Consider the following 22630-nt stretch of genomic DNA (forward strand, 5'->3'; position numbering starts at 1 on the left):
TCAAGCACTTTTTACAAAAAAATCCATATTTTTTTACAGGTTATCATTGCTTACTTTTTCAAGTATTATTTTTCTATATATTTTTACAAATGTAAACATAAAACCTATTTACTCATAATATACCGAATCGCCTCCTGAATCTGTCTCACATACACCAGCTTAATCCCATCAGCTTTTTCCACCGAGCTTCTGCACACTTCCGGCAGGATCACTGTGTCAAAGCCCAGTTTCTTTGCCTCCTGCACTCTCTGACCGGCCATGCTCACAGCACGCACTTCACCGCTAAGTCCGATTTCCCCAAAAGCCATCAGCTTATCTGGAATTACAATATCCTTCATGCTGGATGCAATTGCCAGACAGATTCCAAGATCAATCGCCGGTTCTGTCATCTTCATACCGCCGGCAATATTTACGTAGGCGTCAGATGAAGCAAGGCGAAGTCCCACCTTCTTCTCCAATACAGCCATCAGAAGATTCACTCTGTTAAAATCTGTTCCCACTGCGGTTCTTCTGGGAATACCAAAATTGCTCTCGCAGACCAGTGCCTGGATTTCCACCAGAATCGGACGTGTTCCTTCCATAGAGCAGGCCACTACACATCCAGATGCATTCTCAGGCCGTCCCTCCAGAAGATATTCAGATGGGTTGGAAACCTCCTCAAGACCTGAGCCCTGCATCTCAAATACACCAATCTCATTAGTAGAACCAAACCGGTTTTTTACAGCACGCAGGATTCGATAGGAGGCATGTCTGTCTCCTTCAAAATAGAGCACTGTGTCTACCATGTGCTCCAACACTCTCGGTCCAGCCACGTTCCCCTCCTTGGTAACATGGCCAACGATGAAAATCGTGATTCCAAATCCTTTTGCAATCTGCATCAGTACACTGGTAGATTCTCTCACCTGGGAAACACTTCCCGGCGCAGATCCTATTTCTTCGTCAAACATGGTCTGGATGGAATCTATGATTGCTACATCCGGTTTCTTCCGCTCCATCACTTCACGTACAGTATCCAGATTGGTCTCGCATAAAAGCTGAAGATTCTCGTTGAAAGTACCGATACGATTCGCACGAAGCTTGATCTGACGCAGGGATTCCTCTCCAGAAATATAAAGGACAGAGCTTCCATTCTCTGCCAGATTCCGGCACACCTGTAAAAGAAGGGTGGATTTTCCGATACCTGGATCTCCCCCCACAAGAACCAAAGACCCGGGGACAATGCCGCCCCCGAGTACTCTGTCAAGTTCCCCTATTTTCGTTGTCTGACGTTCATCCTCTTTCAGACTGATCTCCTTCAGAATCACCGGTTCAGACTGCTGCCTGGAAACGGACTTACCGCCTCCTGATGCCTTTTTCCCTGTGGATACAGGTTCTTCCGCAAAAGAATTCCAGGCCTTACAGCCAGGGCACTGTCCCATCCATTTCGAGGATTCGTAACCGCACTCCTGGCAAAAATATACCATTTTTTTGTTTTTTAGCATTTTACAATTTTTACATCAACAGCTGAGCCATTTCCAAGCTCTACGCTGAAAGAAAGCTTTCCGCCAAGGTTGGTCTCCATTTTACCTGTACTTGCTCCGTCAAGATATACCTCATACTGTGCTTCTGCTTCAAGTTCTACAGTAATCTGTGCATCCTCCGGTCCCTCTACGCGAAAACTCATCTGGTTTCCGTCCTGTGCAAGATTGAATACAGCGGTACCTGGTACGGACTCATATACAAACATACCGTTGCGTTCCAGCTTGGTGATCTCCTTGAATGTTTTTACTTTATACATATCTCCCTGATGTGGGTAATCAGAAACCTTTGATTTCTGGTTCTTCTCATAATCTCCAAAGCTGATGGTACCATTTTCCTCTGTACGGATCAGTTCCTTTACTACTGCCATGATGCTTGTCCTCCCTAAGACTCTTTCGTTATGTTCTCCGGCGGATTTCTCCTCGCCAGATCCTTTTCACCGGTTTCCCCGATGTTGTACATATTATATAATAAAACTTTTTTCTTTGCCAGTACCTTATATAAAATTTATAGTAATTTTAGAAGATTACGTTACTGTTCAAACAGAATCTTACTTCACTATAAAACGAATTTCTTTATTTCTATACTGTACCTGCACGATGTCTCCCCGCTTGATTTTGCCCTCCAGGAGCTCATTTGCCAGCCGGTCTTCTATCTTGGACTGAATGGCCCGGCGAAGAGGTCTTGCACCGTATTTAGCATCAAATCCGGCTTCTGCAATATAATCTACTGCAGAATTCGTCACATTCAGATGAATATCCATCTGTTCCTCACAACGTTTTTCCAGTGATTTCAGGAGCAGAAGTACAATCTTACGGATTTCCTCCTTATTCAGGGTGTGGAATACCATAATCTCGTCAATTCGATTCAAGAATTCTGGTTTGAAAAGACGGCGCACTTCTTCCATAACGCCGGATTTCATTTTTTCATAATCCTTTTTCTCATCTTTCTGAGAAATAAACCCAAGCTGCTTCGGTTCTACGATTGCCTGTGCGCCCGCATTGGAAGTCATGATAATGATCGTCTGTTTAAAATCCACTTTTCTTCCGTGGGCATCTGTAATATGTCCGTCATCCAGCACCTGAAGCAAAATGTTAAACACATCCGGATGTGCTTTCTCGATCTCATCAAAAAGAATGACACTATATGGATTTCTGCGTACTTTTTCGCTGAGCTGTCCGCCCTCATCATATCCCACATATCCTGGCGGAGAACCGATCAGCTTGGAAACACTATGTTTCTCCATATATTCAGACATGTCTACACGAATCATAGCCTGTTCGCTGCCAAATACAGCCTGAGCCAGCGCCTTGGAAAGTTCTGTTTTTCCAACGCCTGTTGGTCCCAGAAACAGGAAAGAACCAATTGGACGGTTCGGATCCTTCAATCCTACACGACCACGTTTTACAGCCTGAGAAACAGCACGAACCGCTTCCTCCTGACCAATCACGCGTTTGTGAAGTTCTTTTTCCAATTGAGCAAGGCGTCTGGTTTCTCCTTCTGTCAATCTTTGTACCGGAATTTTGGTCCAGTCGGATACAATGGAAGCTACGGCTTTTTCGTCCACTTTTCCGGATTTTCTCTGATTCTTCTTTTCTTCTTTTACTTGAAGCTGCTCAAGTCTGGCTTCTGCTTCCTTCTGTTTCTCCTGACATTCTTTGGCAAGACTTAAATAACCAGTTTTGATGGCACGCTCTTTCTCCTGAAGGATTTCCTGAATCTCACGGCTTAAATCCTCAATCTCGGAAGAAGCCTGATATCCGGAAAGCTGTACCTTAGAAGCAGCTTCATCAATCAGGTCGATTGCTTTATCCGGAAGAAATCTGTCGTTAATATAACGTACTGACATTTTAACTGCTGCTTCCAAAGCTTCATCTGATATTTCTACTTTATGATGTCTTTCATAGTATGGGCGAAGTCCTTTCAGGATCTCGTAAGCCTCCTCTTCAGAAGGCTCTTCCACGGTGACCGGCTGGAAGCGTCGCTCCAGAGCAGCATCCTTCTCTATATATTTGCGGTACTCTTCCAGAGTGGTCGCACCTATGAGCTGCAATTCTCCACGTGAAAGAGATGGCTTCAGAATATTGGAAGCATCAAGGGCTCCTTCTGCTCCGCCAGCTCCAATAATTGTATGAAGCTCATCAATAAACAAAAGAATACCCTGATTCTCACGTACTTCATCCACGACCTTGCGGATACGCTCCTCAAATTCACCTCTGTACTTGCTTCCAGCCACCATTCCAGACAGATCCAGCACTACCAAACGCTTGTCTTTAATCGTCTCCGGAACATTGCCTGCAAGAATCCTCTGGGCAAGCCCCTCTGCAATAGCAGTCTTGCCTACCCCGGGTTCGCCTACCAGACATGGATTGTTCTTGGTTCTACGGCTTAAGATCTGGATCAGTCTGCTGATTTCCTTTTCCCTTCCCACAACAGGATCCAGTTTGCCCTCTGCTGCCATCTGGGTCAGATCACGGCTGTACTGGTCAAGTGCCGGTGTCGGGCTGCCTCCGGGATTTTGCATTGCCTTGGCAGCCTGGAACTCTTCCTGAATAGCCTCATTGTCATAGCCCATGGCTCCAAGGACTGCTGCGTAAAGCTTCTGGATATTCACTCCCATCGTATACAAAAGCCGGGTTCCAACACAGTCCGTCTCGCGGAGCATGGCAAGGAGCAAATGCTCCGTTCCTGCCTTCTCACAGCCAGAGTTCTGTGCCTCTGCCACAGCACTTTCCAGAACCTTCTCTGTTCTCGGACTGTATGCCGGCTTCATTTCAATCTCAGTTACATTTCCCACTTCTGCCGGAGTCACCAGCTTGTCGATCAGTTCCACCAGCTTCTTGCCATCTACCTGAAATTCCTCCAGGACTCTTCCGGCAGCGCCTTCTGTCTCACTTAAAAGTCCCAGCAAAAGATGTTCTGTACCAATATAGCCCAGTTCAAAGTCAATGGCTGCTGCCTTTGCCAGTGTCAGGGCTGTCTGAGCCTGTTTCGTAAATTTATTTCGCATTGATCAATTGTTCCTCCTTACGCTAGTGTACAAACAAGTTGATTTCTCGAACAATCTCGCTTTTATTTCTCATATTCATCCAGGATCTCATCTATAAGACTATGCACTTCTTTCCTGGTCACATTATTGCAGCAGCCTCTTGCCAGCGCAACACGCAAATTCTGCTTCAGTTCCTCCATAGCCCTTAATTTATCCACATCCAGGCAGATTACCGCGCCTTTTCTTCTGTCAATGGAGACAAATCCTTCCTGGCGTAACAAGGAATAGGCCTTGTTTACTGTATGCATATTAATTCCAATGGTATCCGCAAGCTGTCTGACAGATGGAAGGGGATCTCCTTCCTGCAGCCGGGATGTGGCAATTCCCATAATGATCTGATTCATCAGCTGGGTATAAAGTGCCTCGTCACTCTGGAAATCTATCTCTATTACCATTTTATCCCTCCCTGTAAAAAATAGTGAATATTACAAAAACAAAGGGACCGGAGTCATACTGCCCCGGTCTCTTCCTGTCTTTCGTAATAATCACTTCGTCTAAATATAAGCCATCTGCAAAGCTGGCAGCGCTCCCTATTCCTACTGAACCGGTGTCTCAGCTGCCGGTGCTTCTTCTGCCTTTACTTCACCCTCTGATGCCTTAGTCTCCTGAGCTGCTGCCTCAGCAGGCGCACTCTCAGCCGGTGCTGCAGCCGGAGGGATCTCAACACCCAGAATCTTTCCAAGCTGTACTCTGTCAAGGATCAAATTGAATCCCATCGGGTTGATCACAAATGCTTTCGCCTGGTTGATAATGAGACCTGGCAGTTTGGCAAATGGAACCTTGGCTGCCCGAAGCTTCTTGCCTCTTGCAAATTTATCAAATTCCATAACATCTGTAAAAGCCGGCTGAAGAATATCCCCCTGTTTGTTCTTAAGATATGGAATGTTAACCTTGGTCGGGTCTTCCGGATCAGTAGCCATAGCTACCAGGAATTCAGATTTCTTAAGGTTCACGATCAGCTCTTCTTCCATTTCACGAAGGTTCACAGTGCGCTCCTCTTTCTTAATCGGGCGACGGAGTTCCTGCATAAAATAGATACCGGAAAGCTGAAGAGTGGAATTAAAAAGTGGCTGCTTCTTCGGCTCAAGCTGGCTGAAATCTGCCTGTCTGGCAATTCTGGTAAGTTCAACCTCAATCTGATTCTCTCCATCAACCCATACTACACTGTTTACACCGATTGCATAAAGTGTGCCGTAGAATCTTGGGTAGTCTTTCTTCTCATATTTCATTCCCATAAGAAGAATCTTATCCTCTAATTTCTTCTTGCCAAATGCTTTAATCTCTTCTTCTGTGGCAAATACCCACACCTGATCATTAAAGCTCTCCTGATCGCAAATTACATATGGAAGCTTCGTAGCCTGTGAATACGCTACAAAGATTTCGTCTCTTGTCTGTAATTCCTTAATTGCTTCCTGTTCAGTGATTCCCATGTCATTATCCTCTCAGTCCTGGTTTCCTGCTGTCGTATACGAAAATTCTATGAACCTTGTCCTGTCTGGCAGATTTCAAAACATATCGACAAAAACCTAATATAGGTTTTATTTTATAACAAAATTGCAAAAAAGTAAAGTCTAACCGTCAGTGTTTTTATGCAATTTTACCGCGTTCCATACTAGAACGTGTCCCCAAAATCATTTCTTCATACTGCACGCCCCAATTTTCGGCATATCTTGTCACGCCTGGCATCCACTGATCCGACAAGCCTTCTCTTATTTTGTCATAAATTCTACAATCTTATCAAGCTGTGCCAGCTGGTCTTCTTTCAGGGCAGACTTTACCGTTACCGTCTCTTCATAGATTTCCATATCTTTCATACCGGAAAGGATCTCTTTCATCTGCTTACCTGCAGTAGAAGCCCAGGTACCGTTTTCCAGAACTGCCACTTTTCTCTTCTGCAGATTGTGGGCAGCAAGTTCATGAAGCAGGGTTTCCATCTTCGGGAAAAGTCCTGCATTATAAGTCGGGCAGGCAAATACGATTCTGTCACAGCGGAATGCTTCCGCTACCAGATAGGAAGGATCTGTTACAGAAACATCATAAACCTTCACATTCTTCTCCCCTGCATCTGCCAGTCTGCCTGCCAGAACATCAGCTGCATTCTCTGTATTTCCATAAATGGAGGCATACATAACCACAATATTATGGTCTTCAGGTGTATAAGTGCTCCATTTCTGATACTTGTCAATAAACCATCCAAGATCCTCTCTCCAGATAGGACCGTGAAGGGGGCAGATCATGGCGATATCAAGTGTAAGGGCCTTTTTCAGGGCACTCTGAACCGGTCCGCCATATTTTCCAACAATATTTACCAGATATCTTCTGGCGTCATCCAGCCACTCTTCTTTAAATTTTACTTCATCTGCAAACACATTTCCATTCAGCGCTCCAAAAGTACCAAAAGCATCTGCGCTAAAAAGCACTTTGTCATATGCATCGTATGTAACCATTGCCTCCGGCCAGTGAACCATGGGGATCATAGCAAACGCAAGGGTATGTTTACCTGTACTGATGGTATCTCCCTCTTTGATCACAACTGCATGGGCATCCACATCAAAGGTAAAAAACTGTTTCATCATGTTAAAGGTCTTGGCATTTCCCACAACCTTCACTTCTGGGAATCTTCTTACCACATCTTCCACAATTGCACAATGATCTGGTTCCATATGGTTTACGATCATATAAGCCAAAGGTCTGTTTCCAAGGACATGCTCCAGATTTTCAAAAAACTGTCCGCTTACAGACTTGTCAACTGTGTCCAGAAGCACGGTCTGCTCATCCAGGATCACATAAGAGTTATAGGAAACTCCTCTTGGAATCGGGTAAATATTTTCAAAAAGGGCAAGTCTTCTGTCACTTGCACCGATCCAGTATAAATCTTCGTTTACTTTCTTCACATTGTACATAATGGTTCCTCCTAATGCTTTTGCTAAACAAATTCTGCAACACAGAATTCTCTGACTTTTGTATTTTCATCCTGTCAGGACTTTCATAACCAAAAACAGACAGGAAACACTCTTGTCTCCTGCCTATTTTATACCACTTAATTATGCTTCGTCAATTGCTTTTCCAATATCATGGCGCATATATTTATTTGCGAAAGTGATCCACTCTGTTGCCGCATAGGCATTTTTTCTGGCCTCTTTCAGATTGCTGCCTGTGGCTGTGATTCCTACAACACGTCCACCGTTTGTAACGATCTGGCCATCCTTAAACTTGGTTCCGGCATGGAAACAGTAATATCCCTCTTTATCCTTGAAATTCTCAAATCCATACATCGGGATTTCTTTCTCATATTTCACCGGATATCCGTCACTTGCGAGAACTACACAAACAGCGGCATTGTCCTCAAACTGAAGATCGATCTGATCCAGAGTTCCATCAATGCAGGCTTCCATAACTTCTACAATGTCGTTCTTCATACGCGGAAGAACAACCTGTGCTTCCGGATCTCCGAAACGGGCATTGTATTCCAGTACCTTCGGACCATCTGCTGTCAGCATCAGACCAAAGAAAATGATTCCTTTAAATTCTCTTCCTTCAGCGGCCATTGCATCCACAGTTGGCTGATATACATATTTCTTACAGAACTCATCCACCTCTTTTGTGTAGAAAGGACTGGGAGAAAAGGTTCCCATTCCGCCTGTATTTAAGCCCTGGTCACCGTCCTTTGCACGCTTATGATCCTGTGCGGAGGTCATGGTTTTAATTGTTTTTCCATCTACAAAAGAAAGAACGGAAACTTCACGACCAGTCATAAACTCCTCAATAACCATGGTATTTCCGGCGCTTCCAAACTTCTTATCTTCCATGATCTCTTTTACACCAGCTTCTGCCTCCTGAAGATTCTGACAGATCAGAACACCTTTTCCAAGAGCAAGTCCGTCTGCTTTGAGGACGATAGGGAATTTTGCTTCGGTGCGAAGATAAACCAGTGCCTTTTCCGGGTCATCAAAATTCTCGTATACGGCTGTTGGAATGTTGTATTTCTTCATCAGATCCTTGGAAAATGCCTTAGAGCCTTCCAGGATTGCTGCATTTTTACGAGGTCCGAATACCCGTAAACCACGGGATTCAAACTCGTCTACTATACCGCCTACCAACGGATCATCCATACCGATGATGGTAAGGTCTATCTGATTTTCCTGAGCAAAATCAGCAAGTTTTTCAAATTCCATAGCACCAATGTTCACGCACTCTGCATACTCTGCAATTCCTGCATTTCCCGGTGCACAGTAAATCTTATCTGCCTTAGGGCTTCTGGATACACTCCATGCGATTGCATGCTCTCTTCCGCCGCTTCCTACGATCAGTACTTTCATAATCTCCTCCTTAATCGCTGATAGTCACAATATGATCTTCTACTGAAATCTTTCCATTGGCAATGAGATTAATTGCTTTCGGAAGGATCTTCCACTCTGCCTTTTCCATTACACTTCTCTGAAGAGACTGTGGGGTATCATCCGACTCGATTTTTACTGCTTTCTGCAAAATAATAGGGCCGGTATCTGTACCTGTATCCACGAAATGAACAGTAGCACCTGTTACTTTCACGCCTCTTTTTAAGGCAGCTTCATGAACATGAAGTCCATAGTATCCTACGCCGCAAAAGGATGGAATCAGGGATGGATGAATATTGATGATCTTATTTGGAAATGCCTCCACGATCATAGGTGGAATTGCAACCAGATAGCCTGCAAGAACAATCAGTTCTGCACCGCTTTCCTGCAATTTCTTTAAAAGTGCCTTATGAAATTCTTCACGGTTTTCAAATTCTTTAGGTGAAATACAGACAGCCTCTATACCATGGTTCTTCGCTCTTTCCAGTGCGTAAGCATTTGGATTATTGCTGATCACAAGAGAAACTTCCGCGTTGGTGATCCTGCCGGAATCAATGGCATCCAGGATTGCCTGGAGATTGGTACCGCCTCCTGATACCAGGACAGCAACCTTTAGCATAATGTCACTCCCTTTTCTCCTGCTTCAATACGTCCTACTACGTATGGTGTCTCACCTGCTGCCTTGATTGCTTCCATAGTCTTATCTACATCAGCCGGATCAACTGCCAGAACCATACCAAGTCCCATGTTGTAGGTGTTGTACATCATCTTTTCTTCAATGTCTCCGGTCTTTGCAAGAAGCTTAAAGATCGGAAGTACCGGATAACTGTCTTTCTCGATCACGGCTCTTGTGCCCTCTTTGAGCATACGAGGTACATTCTCATAGAAACCGCCGCCTGTGATATGGCTGCATGCGTGGATCTTAACCCCTGCATCTTTAATGCTCTTAAGAGCTTTTACATAAATCTTGGTTGGTGCGATCAGCGCCTCACCAAGGGTAGTTCCAAGTTCATCATAATATGTGTCCAGAGACTCTTTTGTCATCTCAAACACTTTGCGGACAAGAGAGAAACCATTGCTGTGTACGCCTGAGGAAGCCATTCCGATCAGAACATCTCCGGTATTTAAATTCTCTCCTGTAATCAGGTCTTTTTTATCAACAACACCAACTGCAAATCCAGCCAGGTCATACTCGTCTACCGGATAAAATCCTGGCATCTCAGCAGTTTCGCCGCCGATGAGGGCTGCGCTTGACTGGCTGCAGCCTTCTGCAACACCTTTTACGATCTCAGCAATCTTCTCCGGATAGTTCTTTCCACAGGCAATGTAGTCCAGGAAGAAAAGAGGTTCTCCGCCTGCACATGCAATATCGTTTACACACATTGCCACACAATCGATTCCAACAGTGTCATGTTTGTCCATAATAAATGCCAGTTTCAGCTTGGTTCCAACTCCGTCAGTTCCGGAAACCAGTGTAGGCTCTTCCATATCCTTGAAGCTGTTCATGGAAAAAGCACCTGAGAATCCGCCGATTCCTCCAAGTACTTCTGGTCTCATAGTCTTTGCAATATGCTGTTTCATTAATTCTACTGATTTGTATCCTGCCTCAATATCAACGCCCGCGTTCTTGTAATCCATGCCTTTTTCCTCCCAGAATTTTATGGTTTCTATTATGGTGTTTATTATGGTTTTCATAGAAAGATCCTGCCTCGCAGGATTCTTCACCTGCATCAGCAGAAAAGGTTATTCTGCCCCTGCTGTATAATTCTATTTTGTATAAGCCTTATGTCCCACTTCCTGTAATTTCGCATCCTTGGCTTCGACCTGCTCTTTCAGCTCCTGGCTGTAGGCTTTCAGACGTGCAAGAAGCTCCGGATCGGATGTTGCAAGAATCTTCGCTGCAAGAAGACCAGCATTTGCCCCTCCGTTAATTGCAACAGTTGCTACCGGAATGCCGGATGGCATCTGTACAATGGAATACAGGGAATCTCTTCCCCCAAGTGATGTAGTGTGCATAGGAATTCCGATAACCGGCATCGGGAAAATCGCTGCGCACATTCCTGGTAAATGTGCTGCCATACCGGCACCTGCAATGATGACCTTAAATCCCTTTTCCTCAGCTGTCTTCGCATAATCAAAGAACACGTCCGGCTCTCTGTGTGCGGAGATGATACGCATTTCGTAATCAATCCCAAGTTTCTCCAGAATGTCTGCTGCCTTGCTCATTACCGGCATATCTGAATCACTGCCCATTACAATTCCTACTTTTGGCATAATATTCTCCTCTTTTAGTTATATTTAGAACTACCATTCGCGTAAATTCTACTAAGAATAACATTTTCTGTCAATACGATTGAGGCAAAGAAAAATTTTGTAGGGCTAATTAATTTTGCTGTTAGATTTTAAATTTTTCTTTATTCCTCAAAAGGTTTATTCAGTTCTTCCGTTCCGGCCAGCACAAATCTGCCATCCTCAATAATCGAAATTTTCTCCCCATTCTTTCCAGGAACACAGATGCTTCCCAATTCATCATAAGGAATGGTAATATCTGTATGACAGCCAAAGTACGCCTTGCTTATATCTTCTTTTCTTAGAATGGAGATTTCATTATCTCTTGCAATGATCTCTTTTCCATCCGGATTGTACATGGCAGTATCCTCAGACCAGCTGTAACAGGTATCACCTACTGCAAAATGGGGTCCCATTTTTTCTGCAATCAGAATAGGCAGCTTATCTGCAATGTTGTATTTCTTCGCAGCTACATAAGCCGTAGTATTCGTTCCGATTGCAAATTCACCCATTGGAAGTGTTGGATGATGGAACAGGATATTATCCTCAATATATTTTTTATTCTCTTCTTCATTTTCAAAATTTCCGCAGGAATAGGATGCAATTTTTCCATCTTTAAATTCAAGCTTCAGATCACGAAACTGAAGGCCTTCCAGATATACCTGGCTTACATGAAGAAGACCGTCTGTTCCGGAAAGAACCGGGGAAGTAAACACTTCACCAACGGGAATATTTACATCCGCTACACAGTTCTCGAAATTGGACTGCTTCGCCGGGTCGGTAAGAGTGTGCAGATGTATCCTGAGATCTGTTTCATTTGCTCCTTTTCCCTTTACAGATACCCATTCTGCAGTATCCAGAGTATCAATAAGGGTCTGCTGGATTTTCTGATAAAGCTGGTAATCCAGGGTGTTGATTTTCACGATCTGGCGGAAAATCTCCTCATAAGCACCGCCGATCTCAGGGACCGGATATGCAATAATGGTAAAACTTCTCTCATCACCTTTAATGTAGCGGTTTGTAATCTGTCCAGCTTCATTTTGCATCTCAATTTCCAGCTTCTGCTGGGCATCACTGAACTGCCATGCCTCTTTTACACTCACCGGTGAAAACGGAGCTTCCCCAAATACCTCAATGCAGGCTGGACCAGCGTGAACATACGCCAGCTCCTTATATTTCTCATAGGAAGTCTGCAGGGCACGAAGGCGCTTCTGCACAAAATCCTGATCCAGAAAAAGTGCCCCGTCCTGTCGATGATCATAGTCAAACTGCGGGTTTGCAACAGCGCCTGTATAGCCAATTCTATAAGAGCCGCGCCTGTTTACCGCATGGGTCGGATAGCGATATATAACTGGCTTCAGCCCCATCTCCTCAAACTGAAGAACTGCCGCTTTTACCATACGTTCAAAACCAAGGTTGTAGCGGATATTGACTGTTTTCTTTTTGCTCAGGTCTTTGTGTCCATTTACAAATCCCAAACGGTAGCCCTCTGTATAGGTTCTTGCGCAGGAATCGATTTCTTCCTGGGAAAGACCGTTAAGAAATGCAGCCACTCCAAGTTCATTCTCTGTAATGCATTCTCCAAACAGATACAGGTAACGAAGGTCTGAAAAATCAGAATTCATGATAATTTTTGCCGCAAAATCCAGCTCCGGGTCCACGCACTCTCTAGTGCGGTACTCTATCATATCCTGGCAGTAATCATTTGCATAGGAATTTAAAATCCCCCTCAATTCTTCTTCTGTAGGAATCTCTTCCTGAGCAAAAGCGCCATAAACTTCCAGAAACAGCTCCAGAAGCACAGTTATGTCCCACAGCCTCTTTTCAAAGGCATAGACCACAATACCACGCAGCTCTGCATACAGGAAAGAAAAGTCTTTTCCGTATTCCCCAAGCTTTTCACAGGCATAAACCGGATTTCCGTAACTGTTTTTATAATTTTCCGGAAGGATATCTGCATACAGATCACGATTCAGTTCTTTCCATTCATCTATAGATAAATCAGCCGCATCTGCAAGTTTCCTTGGTTCCCTGGTTTCTCCCAAAAATACAACGCCATCCATAATTTCCACATTTTTTTCAAGAAAAGCAGCTGTTTTCTGGAAAAAGTCCAGATATGGCATCTGTACTGCTTTCTCCTCTTTGATCTCACATACTCTTTCTTTTGCAAGAGCATAACGTTCCATCAGTAATTCGTCCACACGTTTCCCTCACTTTTCATTTTTTTATACGAAGCTATCCGTCACGGCACCGACAGCGCCTGTTTGAATAATTTTTTCCGCGATCAGCACACTTCTTATTCTTTTTTGGACATATCGTCGATCACATGTCCTTTTTCTACATGCTGGTCAATCAATTCCTGCATATATTCCCAGATTTTTGGTGCTCCCTCACCAGTACGGCGGTTTCGTGTGTAAATCTGACTTTTCTTCACGCCATGCTCTACCCAGCTGATTCCATCTGTAGCATTGTTCAGAAAAAGAGGCTGACTGTTGTCCAGCATGTGCGCATATTTGGCCTCTGGTGTTTCATAAGCTTCGAACTCTTCCCAAAGATTATAAAGCCATTTTCCCTGATCCTCCGGAAGAATACCGTAAATGCGCTGTGCAGCCGCTTCTTCTCTTGTATGCTGGGTAGCTCCCCCAACAGCGTCATAAGCATAGGTATCTCCAGCATCGATCTCTACCAGATCGTGAATCAGTACCATAGGAATGACTTTGGAAAGGTCAACTTTCTCTGGTGCATATTCTTTCAAAAGTACTGCCATAAGTGCCAGGTGCCAGGAATGTTCTGCATCGTTTTCCTTGCGTTTTCCATCCGCCAGATAGGTCTGACGCATAATATTTTTCACTTTATCTGCTTCCAGAATAAAGTCCAATTGCTTTTTTAAACGTTCATCCATATATATTCCCCTTCCCCTGTCTGATCAATTATTATTGCTTTCAAACGGATTTCCACAATACATACGCCGTGCTCTACAATCCGGTCAGGTACACTCCGATCCACACGATCAGAAACAGTCCATTGCTGATCGAACCGATAATACTGGTTTTATGGCTTCTGCCCTCCTCAGAAAAGCTGAGCAGTCCCATAATAAATCCGTATACGGAAAGAAGGGTGGCAAATAAGCCCACTCCTCCTACCAGAAACCCAAAGCTGTCATCCAGAAGATATGCCAGGACAACAGCCGTTATAAACAACAAAAAGGACGCTGCCGCCAGACCGGCAGACAGCTTCCCTTTTTTCGCTTCTTTTTTCTTTGTAAATGAATATCTATATCTTCTTGCCATAATGGAACTTTCTCCTAAATGGACATGTCTGCCCACGCAGGCATGTCAAAATATGAAAGTCAGCTGCTGCCATACAATATCCATAAATCCGCTTAGGTAAGCATGGCTCATTCATGGCTGCTATCCAGGACTTTCCTTCGAATATGATTGCAGATGAAAAAAAGAACATACCCCAAGGTTGCCCCCAGGGTGTTCAAAATCATATCATCCACATCAAAACAGCCAACCTTCGTGACCAGCTGGATCACTTCCACAGTCAGACTTAATATAAATCCTGATACACAGATGAGAAAACCGCTGTTCATTCTTCGGAAAATAACAGGAAGGATAAACCCGAAAGGCAGGAAGCCTATCACATTTCCGAATATGTTGGAAAATACTGCAAATGTGCCAAGCTGCTCCCGGTATATCCAGAACCTTCTGATTTCCACAAAGGGAATCAGATTATACCTGTATACCCGTTGCGCCTCTGCCGCCCTGCCATATTCCTCTGAAAAGAACAGAAAATAGACAAGAAAGATTATATAGATGGCGAACAGCAGGATTCCCATACGGCGAATTAAATTCTTCGTTTCCTTTTTCAAAAAAATCCCCTTAAATCATCATATCGGATTTGCCCTTCAGAAGTCTGGCACCATTCACGATCATGAGAATACCAGTGGTCACACCTGTCACCAGTGTGATGATCCCAAGTGCAATACTTCCGGCACCTACGCCAGATACGATTTTATAAAGCTTTTCACTCATCAGCATTTCCTCCTTTTATCATTATGCCGCCAGTTGCCGCAGCACACTTTCAGAATTTTTAATGCTGCATAGAATTCTCTTATTCTGCGCCGTACTGCTCATAGTATGCATCAATAGCAGCTTTTAATGTGTCATCAATGATGACTTTCCCTTTATACTCTTTGTTGTAAAGATGCTCTACTACCTCTGCCATAGTTACAATAGCAGTTGTCTTAAGGCCATATTTCTCCTCAATCTCCTTTAAAGCGCTCTTAGTACCCTGTCCGCGCTCCATACGGTCTACAGAAACCACAAGACCGATTGGAGAAACATCACCCTGGGCTTTGATGATCGGCAGAGTCTCCTGAATAGAAGTTCCGGCTGTCGTAACATCCTCGATGATCACAACCTTATCTCCGTCCTCAATCGGGCTTCCAAGAAGAATTCCCTTATCCCCATGATCCTTTACCTCTTTACGATTGGAGCAATAGCGGATATCCTTGCCATACTCCTCGCTGATTGCCATTGTCGCTGCAACAGTCAGCGGAATTCCCTTGTATGCAGGTCCAAAAAGCACATCAAAATCCAGACCGAATTTGCTCTCAATTGCTTTTGCATAATACTGGCCTAATTTTCTTAACTGAGCTCCTGTACGATAAAATCCTGTGTTTACAAAAAACGGAGTCTTTCTTCCGGATTTGGTTACGAAATCTCCAAATTTCAATACATTGCAATCAATCATAAACTCAATAAATTCCTGTTTATACTGTTCCATTTTTATCCTCCTCGTATATGGGCTGTATCTGTTATTGGTCTTTCTTAAATCATATTTGAAAAAGCTCTTGCATACGCCGGTTTCAAAGCAAAACCCGGTTACATTATTGTTCACTCCGTAATCAGTAATGTAAGCTTCGTGCTCTCTTTATAGTAGCACAAAATATGGGCATGGTCAAAATCTCTTTTAAACCGCGAAGTAAAACCTATTTCAGTGTTACTGTTCACTCCGTTCACAGTAACACGCTTCGCGATGCACAGAAATCATGCATTCGCATGATTTCGCGCCGCACTTCTCGGGTTTTCTGTGAACTACGTTCACAAAAAACACCTCGCGGAATGTCACCAGTGAACAGTAACCTATTTCACACATCCAATCAGCTCATTAATATCTTCCACTTTCTGTCTCTCAAGGAATGCAGCCATACCATCCACAACCTCCTGAGTAGTATATGGATTGATGAAATTTGCAGTTCCTACAGATACTGCGGTGGCGCCCGCCATAATAAATTCCAGGGCATCTTCAGCACTTGCAATTCCACCCATTCCGATGATTGGGATCTTCACTGCATTTGCCACCTGATAAACCATACGCACTGCCACAGGCTTCACAGCCGGACCGGACATACCGCCTGTTTTATTTGCCAGTGCAAACGTTCTGCGGTTAATATCAATCTTCATTCCGGTAATGGTGTTAATAAGGGAAACCACATCTGCACCGCCTGCTTCTGCTGCCCTTGCCATCTCTGTAATATCTGTTACATTAGGACTCAGCTTCATAATCACCGGCTGTCTGGCATATTTTTTTACTTCTCTTGTAATGGCCTCCAGAGCCTTGGGATTCTGTCCAAAGGCAATGCCACCTTCCTTTACATTCGGGCAGGATACATTGATCTCCAGCATATCTACTGGCTCATTTCCAAGACGTTCCACAACCTCACAGTAGTCCTCTGTGGTCTTTCCGCATACATTTACAATGATCTTCGTATCGAATTTCTTCAGAAATGGAATATCTCTCTCACAGAAAACATCGATTCCAGGATTCTGAAGACCGATAGCATTCAGCATTCCTCCTGTGGTCTCTGCCACACGGGGCGTAGGATTTCCAGGCCACGGCACATTTGCCACGCCTTTTGTCACGACTGCACCAAGATTATTCAGGTCTACAAATTCACTGTATTCCGCACCGGAACCAAATGTTCCAGATGCAGTCATTACTGGATTTTTCAGAGTCACTCCTGCAAGATTTACGCTCATTTTGCTCATAACTCCACCTCCGTACTTCTGAACACCGGGCCGTCTTTACATACGCGCTTATTGTGTACATGCGAATGGGCATCCGTTTCTGTGGACTGGCATACACAGCCAAGGCAGGCACCGATACCACATGCCATGCGCTCTTCCATGGAAACCCAGCAGGGGATTCCCTTCTCCAGTGCATAGGCCTTGATGGCGCGAAGCATAGGCTTAGGACCGCAGGCAAAAATCACGTCTGCTTCCAGGTCATTCTCCCGGATCGCATCCATTACATTTCCTTTGGTTCCGGCAGAGCCGTCTTCTGTTGCAATGTATACCTCGCCATTTTTTTCAAATTCCTTATTTAAAAATAGCTCATCACGATAGCCAAGAACTGCGATCTTCTTAGCATCCAGCTGCTTCATGGTCTCCAGCATAGGCGGAACACCGATTCCTCCGCCCATAAGGAATACCTTCCTGCCAGCAGCCTCTTCCAGCGGAAATCCATTTCCAAGAGGTCCAAGAAGTTCAAGCTGTGCACCTGCATGCAGTCTGGAAAAGCTTTCTGTACCTGTTTTCGGACCTGTTACACGATAGACAAGGCGAAGTGCACCTTTTTCTTTATCAATTTCACAAAGACTGATAGGGCGTGGCAGCAGTTTGCTTCCATCCTGTGTATAAACGGAAACGAACTGTCCCGGCTTCGCATTCCCTGCAATGGTCTTTGTCTGAATCCACATGCTGTAAATGTCTTTTCCAATACATTCCTGGCTGAGGACTGTACAGGTTTCTTTTACCTTTGTACCCATTTTCTTCCTCCTAGCGGTTCTCAAGTGCAGTGCTGATATCAAGAATCATGTCTTTCACTGCCTGACGGGAAGCATCTGCATAGTTCGCTTCACCAAACTTTGCGTATTTTTCCTGCTTGTAAGCTGCAATAATTCCTCTGGAGGAGTTTACGATAGCGCCAAGACCATCTTTGTTAAAGAAATGTACAAGATCTGCACCCTTACCACCCTGTGCACCATATCCTGGTACCAGAATAAAGGTTTTTGGCATAAGTTTTCTTAATACTTTGCCCATTTCCGGATAGGTAGCACCTACAACTGCGCCTACATAGCTGTAACCGTCTCCCATAAGCTCATCTCCCCATTTGGCAACTTTCTCACCAACCCACTCATAGAGAGGACGTTTTTCAATTATTCTGTCCTGGAACTCACCGCTGGACGGATTGGAGGTCTTAACCAGAACAAAAATTCCTTTTTTCTCTTCTTTACAAACATCCATGAAAGGCTTCACTCCGTCTGTTCCAAGATATGGGTTTACAGTTGCAAAATCCTCATTAAATGGAACATAAGTCTTGCTTCCTACCTGAACCTTTCCAAGATGTCCAACGGCATAAGCTGCAGATGTGGAACCGATATCACCACGTTTAATATCTCCAATTACTACAAGGTCTTTTTCCTTGCAATAATCTACAGTACGCTTGTAAGCCATAAGTCCCGGAATTCCAAACTGTTCATACATAGCGATCTGCGGCTTCACAGCAGGAATCAGATCATATGTGGCATCCACAATTCCCTTATTGTACTGCCAGATTGCTTCTGCAGCACCTTCCAGAGTCTCTCCGAATTCCTTGAATGCAGCTTCCTGGATCTGCTTCGGAATATAATTCAGCATTGGGTCAAGGCCTACTACAATAGGGGCTCCGGTTTTCTTGATATTGGCAATAAGTTTGTTGATCATGGGTGTTTCCTCCTTAATATGTTTTCCTGGAAATTTCATTTTTTTCTTATTTAGTAGCAGAATCCTTGTACACAATCTTACCGTCGCAAATAGTGTATAGGATCTTTCCTTTCACCTCTTTGCCCTCAAATGGGGTGTTTTTGCCTTTGGAAACAAAGTCCGCTTTGTGAATGGTATATGGATTCTTAATGTCCGCGATTATCACATCTGCCGGATGTCCTTTCTGTAAGGTTCCACATGGCAGGTTCAGAATCTGAGCCGGATTGTAGCTCATCTTCTCTACAAGCTGGGAAAGAGTGAGGATTCCAGTCTCTACAAGAGCGGTGTAACTAAGTGCAAAGCTGGTCTCGATTCCCACAATTCCGAAAGCTGCGGTTCTCATGGAACCGGTTTTGTCTTTCTGGGTGTGTGGGGCATGATCAGTGCTTATCACCTGAATGTAGCCCTCCTTCAGACCTTCAATCAGCGCATCCACATCTTTTCTGGTACGGAGAGGCGGATTCATTTTATAGTTTGGATCATCTCTTTCAATATCATCAGATGTGAGTATAAAATGATGGGGGCAAACTTCTGCTGTTACATTCTCAACGCCTTCTGCCTTTAACATTTTCATCATAATTGCAACACCTTTTGTAGAACAGTGGCAAAGGTGCAGCTTAGCGCCTGTCTCAATGGCAAGCAAAGAATCTCTTGCCGCAATGGTATCTTCTGTGGAATTGCAGATTCCCGGAAGCCCAAGGCGTTTGGCGTTCTCATCCTCATTCATGCAGCCATTCCCACGAAGAGACATATCCTCACAGTGGTCAAAGATAGGAAGTCCGGCTTTCACGGCTTCTTCCATCGCCTGCTTGCAAAGGCTTGCTTTCATAACAGATTTACCATCTTCGGAAAGAACAGGTACTCCTGCTGCTGCCATGCCTGCAATATCAGAAAGCTCTTCCCCAAGTTCTCCCTTTGTCATGGCTCCTGCCTGGAGCACATGAATAGCGGAAACCTGCGCAGCTTTATTTTTCACATAGTTTGCACGGTCAGGGCTGTCAATAACCGGTGTGGTGTTCGGCATCGCCACTACAGTAGTCACACCGCCTCTTGCAGCTGCATGGGAACCGGTTTCAATGTCTTCCTTCTCCGTCTGTCCAGGATCACGAAAATGTACGTGAAGATCCACAAGGCCTGGCATTACTACCAGTCCCTTAGCGTCTATAATCTTGTCATCTTTATCCTTTGCTTCCAGCTTCTCTCCCACTTTTTGGATTACGCCGTCGTCCAGATAAACATCCGCAATTTTATCAATCTGAGCAGCCGCATCCACAACACGTCCGCCTCGAATCAGAATACCCATTTGGTTCTCTCCCTTCTGGTATAACGTAAACTTTATCACAACCTATCATACACGAATTTTTTCATTTAATAAAGAGTTTTTTTCCCTTCCGGCATTTTTCCTTATATCTTCCATCCAATTATATTTTTTGTTGCACAATTTTAATTATCCTTGACTTTTTTTAGTTCAGGTTATATAATCAATCCATGTCGAAGATTATTTAATGTAAAATCACTAGTTTTTAGAGATTATATATTTACATGATATAGTCTGTAAAATCTGGTGATTTTTTTCGCCAGAACATCTTTTTAATTTTTTATTTTTTATGGAGGTAACTCAAAATGAACAAGGGCACTGTAAAATGGTTCAACGCTGAAAAAGGTTATGGTTTCATCACAGGAGAAGACGGAGCTGATGTATTCGTACATTTTTCTGCAATCAATGGTGAAGGCTTCAAATCTCTTGAAGAAGGCCAGGCTGTAACATATGACTTAACAGAAGGCGCTCGCGGAATGCAGGCTGCTAACGTTACTAAGTTATAATTGAAGCAACTGAAGCAGAAATTTCCCCTCGGAATCATATCCGGGGGGAATTTTTTATGTAATAAGAAATCTCCTCAGAATTTCCTATTATAAAAAAATCCCTACCTGGCAGGATTACACTGCAGCGGAAGGGTAAATATCGCCCAAGACGCCCCACCGTAGGCGGAGAGTCCTGTAGACAGGATTCTTTTTATTGTTATTATATAAACAAAATGGGGACAGATCCGAAATCCATCCCCATCGTTTTAAGCTGCCTCAGGCAGTTTTTTCTTATATTTTCTTATATTTCATACTTATTCCGCCTCTGAATCTGCACTAAGTCCATTCAGATAAGAATCCAGTGCAGAAGTATCCATAACAGTCTCTGTCGTCACAGTCTCCTGACCTTCTGTAACCTTTCCGTAAACAGAATAACCAATCCAGCATACAGCAACCATACACGCAACAAGCGCTGCCAGTTTCTCAATAGTAAGGATCAGTTTCTCCTTTTTCATAATTTTCTCACGGTTTGCTTTTTCTGCTTTATAGGCATCTACTTTCTTCTGACTCATAGCCGCACGTCTCCTTTGGGATAAAATATCAACTTAGATGAGTATATCATATTTCCCAACAAAATGGAAGTATGTTCACTTACAGTTCACAAAAAACGCCTCGCGAAATGTTATCAGTGAATACGCTCTAGAGCATGTTTGAAAAAGGCTTTCTGCAAGATGTGCGTCATAATTTGTGGGAGATTTTGTCCGGATGAGGGCGCCGTAGCGGGCTACGGCAACCGAATTCGTACAAAATATACCGCAAAGTGGGGCGTGCAGATTGCGGGAATGATTTTTCAAACAGGCTCTAGCATCAGACAGCTACAATAATTCCTCCATCATTTGCATACATACTGCTGACACCGGCTGTGTCAAGAACCACAATATCAGCCAGCTTCATCTTCTCCTGGATGGCTTCTTTAAGCATATTTGCTTTCTTCGGGCTGTTGCAGTGGGAAATAGCAAGAATTTTGTTCTCACTGTTTTCTGTCACTTCCACAATTTTATCCACCATTTTCACAAGCGCCTTATTCATTCCTCGTGCCTGATCCAGCTGGCAGATTGTCCCCTCCGGAGTAGACCCCATGATTGGTTTAATCTTAAGGGCTGTTGCCACAAATGCCTTCACACGGCTGAGGCGGCCATTTTTACGTAAGGTTTCCAGATTCTCCAGCACAAAAAAAGTGTGCTGTTCTTCAATATATTTATTCACAACGCTGACAACATCCTCAAACGGAAGGCCGGCATCCTCACACTGTGCAATTTTCATTGCAATCAAAGTCTGCCCTATAGAAGCAGAACAGGAATTGAAAACATGAATCTGAACGCCTTTCTTCTCCTCATGAAGAAGACTTGCTCCGAGCACTGCACTGTTATAGGAACCACTGAGTTCAGCGGAAAGAGTAACGCAATATATATGTTCAGCTTCGCAGTCAAATACCTTTCTGTAGCTTTCAGGCGACGGGCATGCTGATTTCGGACATTCCGGGCAAGCAGCAACTTTCTGTAAAAAATCCGCCTGGTTAAATGTCTCGTCATCTATTATATTCTCACTTCCGACAGTCAGTGTAAGCGGTACGGAAGCAAATCTTTCATCCTGTTTCCACTGCTCCAGAAGTTCTCCACAGCTATCTATCACAATTTTATAACTCAATTATATCGTCCTCTTTTCCGTAATATGTAGTTTTAAATACCACATCTATATTAACACATTACTATGTGTTTGAAAAGAGTTTTTTCTTCCATTTTCCCCAAAATTGCTTTATAATG

24 protein-coding genes and 1 pseudogene are annotated in these 22630 nt (G+C 43.9%); 2 read left to right on the forward strand and 23 right to left on the reverse strand.

What is annotated here, in order from left to right:
• Positions 1–104: 104 nt before the first annotated feature.
• The 20 genes from radA to PGQ38_RS05775 form a co-directional block, all read right to left on the reverse strand.
• Complete coding sequence (radA, locus tag PGQ38_RS05680) at positions 105–1481, reverse strand: DNA repair protein RadA (RefSeq protein WP_204454721.1); 1377 nt, start codon at positions 1479–1481, stop codon at positions 105–107.
• Positions 1475–1888 (reverse strand): endosialidase, encoded by a 414-nt coding sequence (locus tag PGQ38_RS05685; protein WP_118579014.1) that lies wholly within the window; start codon positions 1886–1888, stop codon positions 1475–1477. The genes radA and PGQ38_RS05685 overlap by 7 nt, the downstream gene beginning before the upstream one ends.
• 180 nt (positions 1889–2068) lie before the next feature.
• Complete coding sequence (locus tag PGQ38_RS05690) at positions 2069–4528, reverse strand: ATP-dependent Clp protease ATP-binding subunit (protein WP_270431015.1); 2460 nt, start codon at positions 4526–4528, stop codon at positions 2069–2071.
• 62 nt (positions 4529–4590) lie between these two features.
• A complete protein-coding gene (locus tag PGQ38_RS05695; protein ID WP_204454717.1) occupies positions 4591–4962 on the reverse strand; it encodes a GntR family transcriptional regulator in 372 nt (123 codons plus the stop codon).
• Positions 4963–5103: 141 nt separating this feature from the next.
• The gene (locus PGQ38_RS05700) at positions 5104–5997 is read right to left on the reverse strand and encodes an SseB family protein (protein WP_195477767.1); all 894 of its coding nucleotides are present in this window, start codon (positions 5995–5997) and stop codon (positions 5104–5106) included.
• A gap of 279 nt (positions 5998–6276) precedes the next feature.
• The gene (locus PGQ38_RS05705; protein WP_204454715.1) at positions 6277–7470 is read right to left on the reverse strand and encodes an FprA family A-type flavoprotein; all 1194 of its coding nucleotides are present in this window, start codon (positions 7468–7470) and stop codon (positions 6277–6279) included.
• A 141-nt stretch (positions 7471–7611) separates the two neighbouring features.
• Complete coding sequence (gene purD / locus PGQ38_RS05710; RefSeq protein WP_204454713.1) at positions 7612–8886, reverse strand: phosphoribosylamine--glycine ligase; 1275 nt, start codon at positions 8884–8886, stop codon at positions 7612–7614.
• A 10-nt stretch (positions 8887–8896) separates the two neighbouring features.
• Positions 8897–9523 (reverse strand): phosphoribosylglycinamide formyltransferase, encoded by a 627-nt coding sequence (gene purN, locus PGQ38_RS05715; protein ID WP_118579026.1) that lies wholly within the window; start codon positions 9521–9523, stop codon positions 8897–8899.
• Positions 9517–10542: a phosphoribosylformylglycinamidine cyclo-ligase gene (gene purM / locus PGQ38_RS05720; protein ID WP_118579246.1), complete on the reverse strand. Its 1026-nt coding sequence runs from the start codon at positions 10540–10542 to the stop codon at positions 9517–9519. The genes purN and purM overlap by 7 nt, the downstream gene beginning before the upstream one ends.
• Before the next feature lie 129 nt (positions 10543–10671).
• Positions 10672–11178, reverse strand: a complete 507-nt coding sequence (purE, locus tag PGQ38_RS05725) for a 5-(carboxyamino)imidazole ribonucleotide mutase (RefSeq protein ID WP_118579028.1) — start codon at positions 11176–11178, stop codon at positions 10672–10674.
• 140 nt (positions 11179–11318) lie between these two features.
• The gene (locus PGQ38_RS05730) at positions 11319–13379 is read right to left on the reverse strand and encodes an aminopeptidase (protein WP_204454729.1); all 2061 of its coding nucleotides are present in this window, start codon (positions 13377–13379) and stop codon (positions 11319–11321) included.
• Between the two features lie 110 nt (positions 13380–13489).
• Positions 13490–14095: an HD domain-containing protein gene (locus PGQ38_RS05735; RefSeq protein WP_173770352.1), complete on the reverse strand. Its 606-nt coding sequence runs from the start codon at positions 14093–14095 to the stop codon at positions 13490–13492.
• Between the two features lie 73 nt (positions 14096–14168).
• Positions 14169–14483, reverse strand: coding sequence for a DUF6142 family protein (locus tag PGQ38_RS05740; protein WP_118579034.1), 315 nt, complete (start codon positions 14481–14483; stop codon positions 14169–14171).
• 107 nt (positions 14484–14590) lie between these two features.
• A complete protein-coding gene (locus PGQ38_RS05745; protein ID WP_270431018.1) occupies positions 14591–15067 on the reverse strand; it encodes a VanZ family protein in 477 nt (158 codons plus the stop codon).
• Between the two features lie 10 nt (positions 15068–15077).
• The gene (locus PGQ38_RS05750; protein WP_187566586.1) at positions 15078–15230 is read right to left on the reverse strand and encodes a hypothetical protein; all 153 of its coding nucleotides are present in this window, start codon (positions 15228–15230) and stop codon (positions 15078–15080) included.
• Positions 15231–15309: 79 nt separating this feature from the next.
• Positions 15310–15984, reverse strand: coding sequence for an orotate phosphoribosyltransferase (gene pyrE, locus PGQ38_RS05755; protein ID WP_118579037.1), 675 nt, complete (start codon positions 15982–15984; stop codon positions 15310–15312).
• A 359-nt stretch (positions 15985–16343) separates the two neighbouring features.
• Positions 16344–17249 carry a dihydroorotate dehydrogenase gene (locus tag PGQ38_RS05760; protein WP_118579040.1) on the reverse strand — a complete coding sequence of 302 codons (906 nt, stop codon included), beginning with the start codon at positions 17247–17249 and terminating at the stop codon, positions 16344–16346.
• Entirely contained in the window at positions 17246–18028 is a 783-nt protein-coding gene (locus tag PGQ38_RS05765) for a dihydroorotate dehydrogenase electron transfer subunit (protein WP_204454711.1), read from the reverse strand. The genes PGQ38_RS05760 and PGQ38_RS05765 overlap by 4 nt, the downstream gene beginning before the upstream one ends.
• Before the next feature lie 10 nt (positions 18029–18038).
• The gene (gene pyrF, locus PGQ38_RS05770; protein ID WP_173770350.1) at positions 18039–18965 is read right to left on the reverse strand and encodes an orotidine-5'-phosphate decarboxylase; all 927 of its coding nucleotides are present in this window, start codon (positions 18963–18965) and stop codon (positions 18039–18041) included.
• Positions 18966–19011: 46 nt separating this feature from the next.
• Positions 19012–20307, reverse strand: coding sequence for a dihydroorotase (locus PGQ38_RS05775; protein ID WP_204454709.1), 1296 nt, complete (start codon positions 20305–20307; stop codon positions 19012–19014).
• Between the two features lie 320 nt (positions 20308–20627).
• On the opposite strand from PGQ38_RS05775, the gene PGQ38_RS05780 reads away from it, so the two are divergent.
• A complete protein-coding gene (locus PGQ38_RS05780) occupies positions 20628–20828 on the forward strand; it encodes a cold-shock protein (protein WP_008705499.1) in 201 nt (66 codons plus the stop codon).
• A 293-nt stretch (positions 20829–21121) separates the two neighbouring features.
• Here PGQ38_RS05780 and PGQ38_RS05785 read toward each other — a convergent pair whose 3' ends face one another.
• On the reverse strand, positions 21122–21379 hold the full coding sequence (locus tag PGQ38_RS05785) for a hypothetical protein (RefSeq protein ID WP_118579046.1): 258 nt from the start codon (positions 21377–21379) through the stop codon (positions 21122–21124).
• Between the two features lie 75 nt (positions 21380–21454).
• Positions 21455–21601, reverse strand: a pseudogene (locus PGQ38_RS19760) (DUF6783 domain-containing protein); the annotation flags it as partial.
• On the opposite strand from PGQ38_RS19760, the gene PGQ38_RS19765 reads away from it, so the two are divergent.
• A complete protein-coding gene (locus tag PGQ38_RS19765; RefSeq protein ID WP_334292315.1) occupies positions 21539–21691 on the forward strand; it encodes a DUF6783 domain-containing protein in 153 nt (50 codons plus the stop codon). The pseudogene PGQ38_RS19760 and the gene PGQ38_RS19765 overlap by 63 nt on opposite strands.
• On the opposite strand, the gene PGQ38_RS05790 is transcribed toward PGQ38_RS19765, so the two are convergent.
• Positions 21675–22514, reverse strand: a complete 840-nt coding sequence (locus tag PGQ38_RS05790; RefSeq protein WP_204454707.1) for a DegV family protein — start codon at positions 22512–22514, stop codon at positions 21675–21677. The genes PGQ38_RS19765 and PGQ38_RS05790 overlap by 17 nt on opposite strands.
• Between the last annotated feature and the right edge of the window lie 116 nt (positions 22515–22630).

Source organism: Blautia faecis, assembly GCF_027662325.1.
GTDB classification, from domain to species: Bacteria; Bacillota; Clostridia; order Lachnospirales; family Lachnospiraceae; genus Blautia_A; species Blautia_A faecis.

Excerpts from the sequence above, each read along its gene's own strand:
- radA (WP_204454721.1), bottom strand. The coding sequence starts at position 1,481 with ATGCTAAAAAACAAAAAAATGGTATATTTTTGCCAGGAGTGCGGTTAC.
- PGQ38_RS05685 (WP_118579014.1), bottom strand. The coding sequence starts at position 1,888 with ATGGCAGTAGTAAAGGAACTGATCCGTACAGAGGAAAATGGTACCATC.
- PGQ38_RS05690 (WP_270431015.1), bottom strand. The coding sequence starts at position 4,528 with ATGCGAAATAAATTTACGAAACAGGCTCAGACAGCCCTGACACTGGCA.
- PGQ38_RS05695 (WP_204454717.1), bottom strand. The coding sequence starts at position 4,962 with ATGGTAATAGAGATAGATTTCCAGAGTGACGAGGCACTTTATACCCAG.
- PGQ38_RS05700 (WP_195477767.1), bottom strand. The coding sequence starts at position 5,997 with ATGGGAATCACTGAACAGGAAGCAATTAAGGAATTACAGACAAGAGAC.
- PGQ38_RS05705 (WP_204454715.1), bottom strand. The coding sequence starts at position 7,470 with ATGTACAATGTGAAGAAAGTAAACGAAGATTTATACTGGATCGGTGCA.
- purD (WP_204454713.1), bottom strand. The coding sequence starts at position 8,886 with ATGAAAGTACTGATCGTAGGAAGCGGCGGAAGAGAGCATGCAATCGCA.
- purN (WP_118579026.1), bottom strand. The coding sequence starts at position 9,523 with ATGCTAAAGGTTGCTGTCCTGGTATCAGGAGGCGGTACCAATCTCCAG.
- purM (WP_118579246.1), bottom strand. The coding sequence starts at position 10,542 with ATGGATTACAAGAACGCGGGCGTTGATATTGAGGCAGGATACAAATCA.
- purE (WP_118579028.1), bottom strand. The coding sequence starts at position 11,178 with ATGCCAAAAGTAGGAATTGTAATGGGCAGTGATTCAGATATGCCGGTA.
- PGQ38_RS05730 (WP_204454729.1), bottom strand. The coding sequence starts at position 13,379 with ATGGAACGTTATGCTCTTGCAAAAGAAAGAGTATGTGAGATCAAAGAG.
- PGQ38_RS05735 (WP_173770352.1), bottom strand. The coding sequence starts at position 14,095 with ATGGATGAACGTTTAAAAAAGCAATTGGACTTTATTCTGGAAGCAGAT.
- PGQ38_RS05740 (WP_118579034.1), bottom strand. The coding sequence starts at position 14,483 with ATGGCAAGAAGATATAGATATTCATTTACAAAGAAAAAAGAAGCGAAA.
- PGQ38_RS05750 (WP_187566586.1), bottom strand. The coding sequence starts at position 15,230 with ATGAGTGAAAAGCTTTATAAAATCGTATCTGGCGTAGGTGCCGGAAGT.
- pyrE (WP_118579037.1), bottom strand. The coding sequence starts at position 15,984 with ATGGAACAGTATAAACAGGAATTTATTGAGTTTATGATTGATTGCAAT.
- PGQ38_RS05760 (WP_118579040.1), bottom strand. The coding sequence starts at position 17,249 with ATGAGCAAAATGAGCGTAAATCTTGCAGGAGTGACTCTGAAAAATCCA.
- PGQ38_RS05765 (WP_204454711.1), bottom strand. The coding sequence starts at position 18,028 with ATGGGTACAAAGGTAAAAGAAACCTGTACAGTCCTCAGCCAGGAATGT.
- pyrF (WP_173770350.1), bottom strand. The coding sequence starts at position 18,965 with ATGATCAACAAACTTATTGCCAATATCAAGAAAACCGGAGCCCCTATT.
- PGQ38_RS05775 (WP_204454709.1), bottom strand. The coding sequence starts at position 20,307 with ATGGGTATTCTGATTCGAGGCGGACGTGTTGTGGATGCGGCTGCTCAG.
- PGQ38_RS05780 (WP_008705499.1), top strand. The coding sequence starts at position 20,628 with ATGAACAAGGGCACTGTAAAATGGTTCAACGCTGAAAAAGGTTATGGT.
- PGQ38_RS05785 (WP_118579046.1), bottom strand. The coding sequence starts at position 21,379 with ATGAGTCAGAAGAAAGTAGATGCCTATAAAGCAGAAAAAGCAAACCGT.
- PGQ38_RS19765 (WP_334292315.1), top strand. The coding sequence starts at position 21,539 with ATGTGCGTCATAATTTGTGGGAGATTTTGTCCGGATGAGGGCGCCGTA.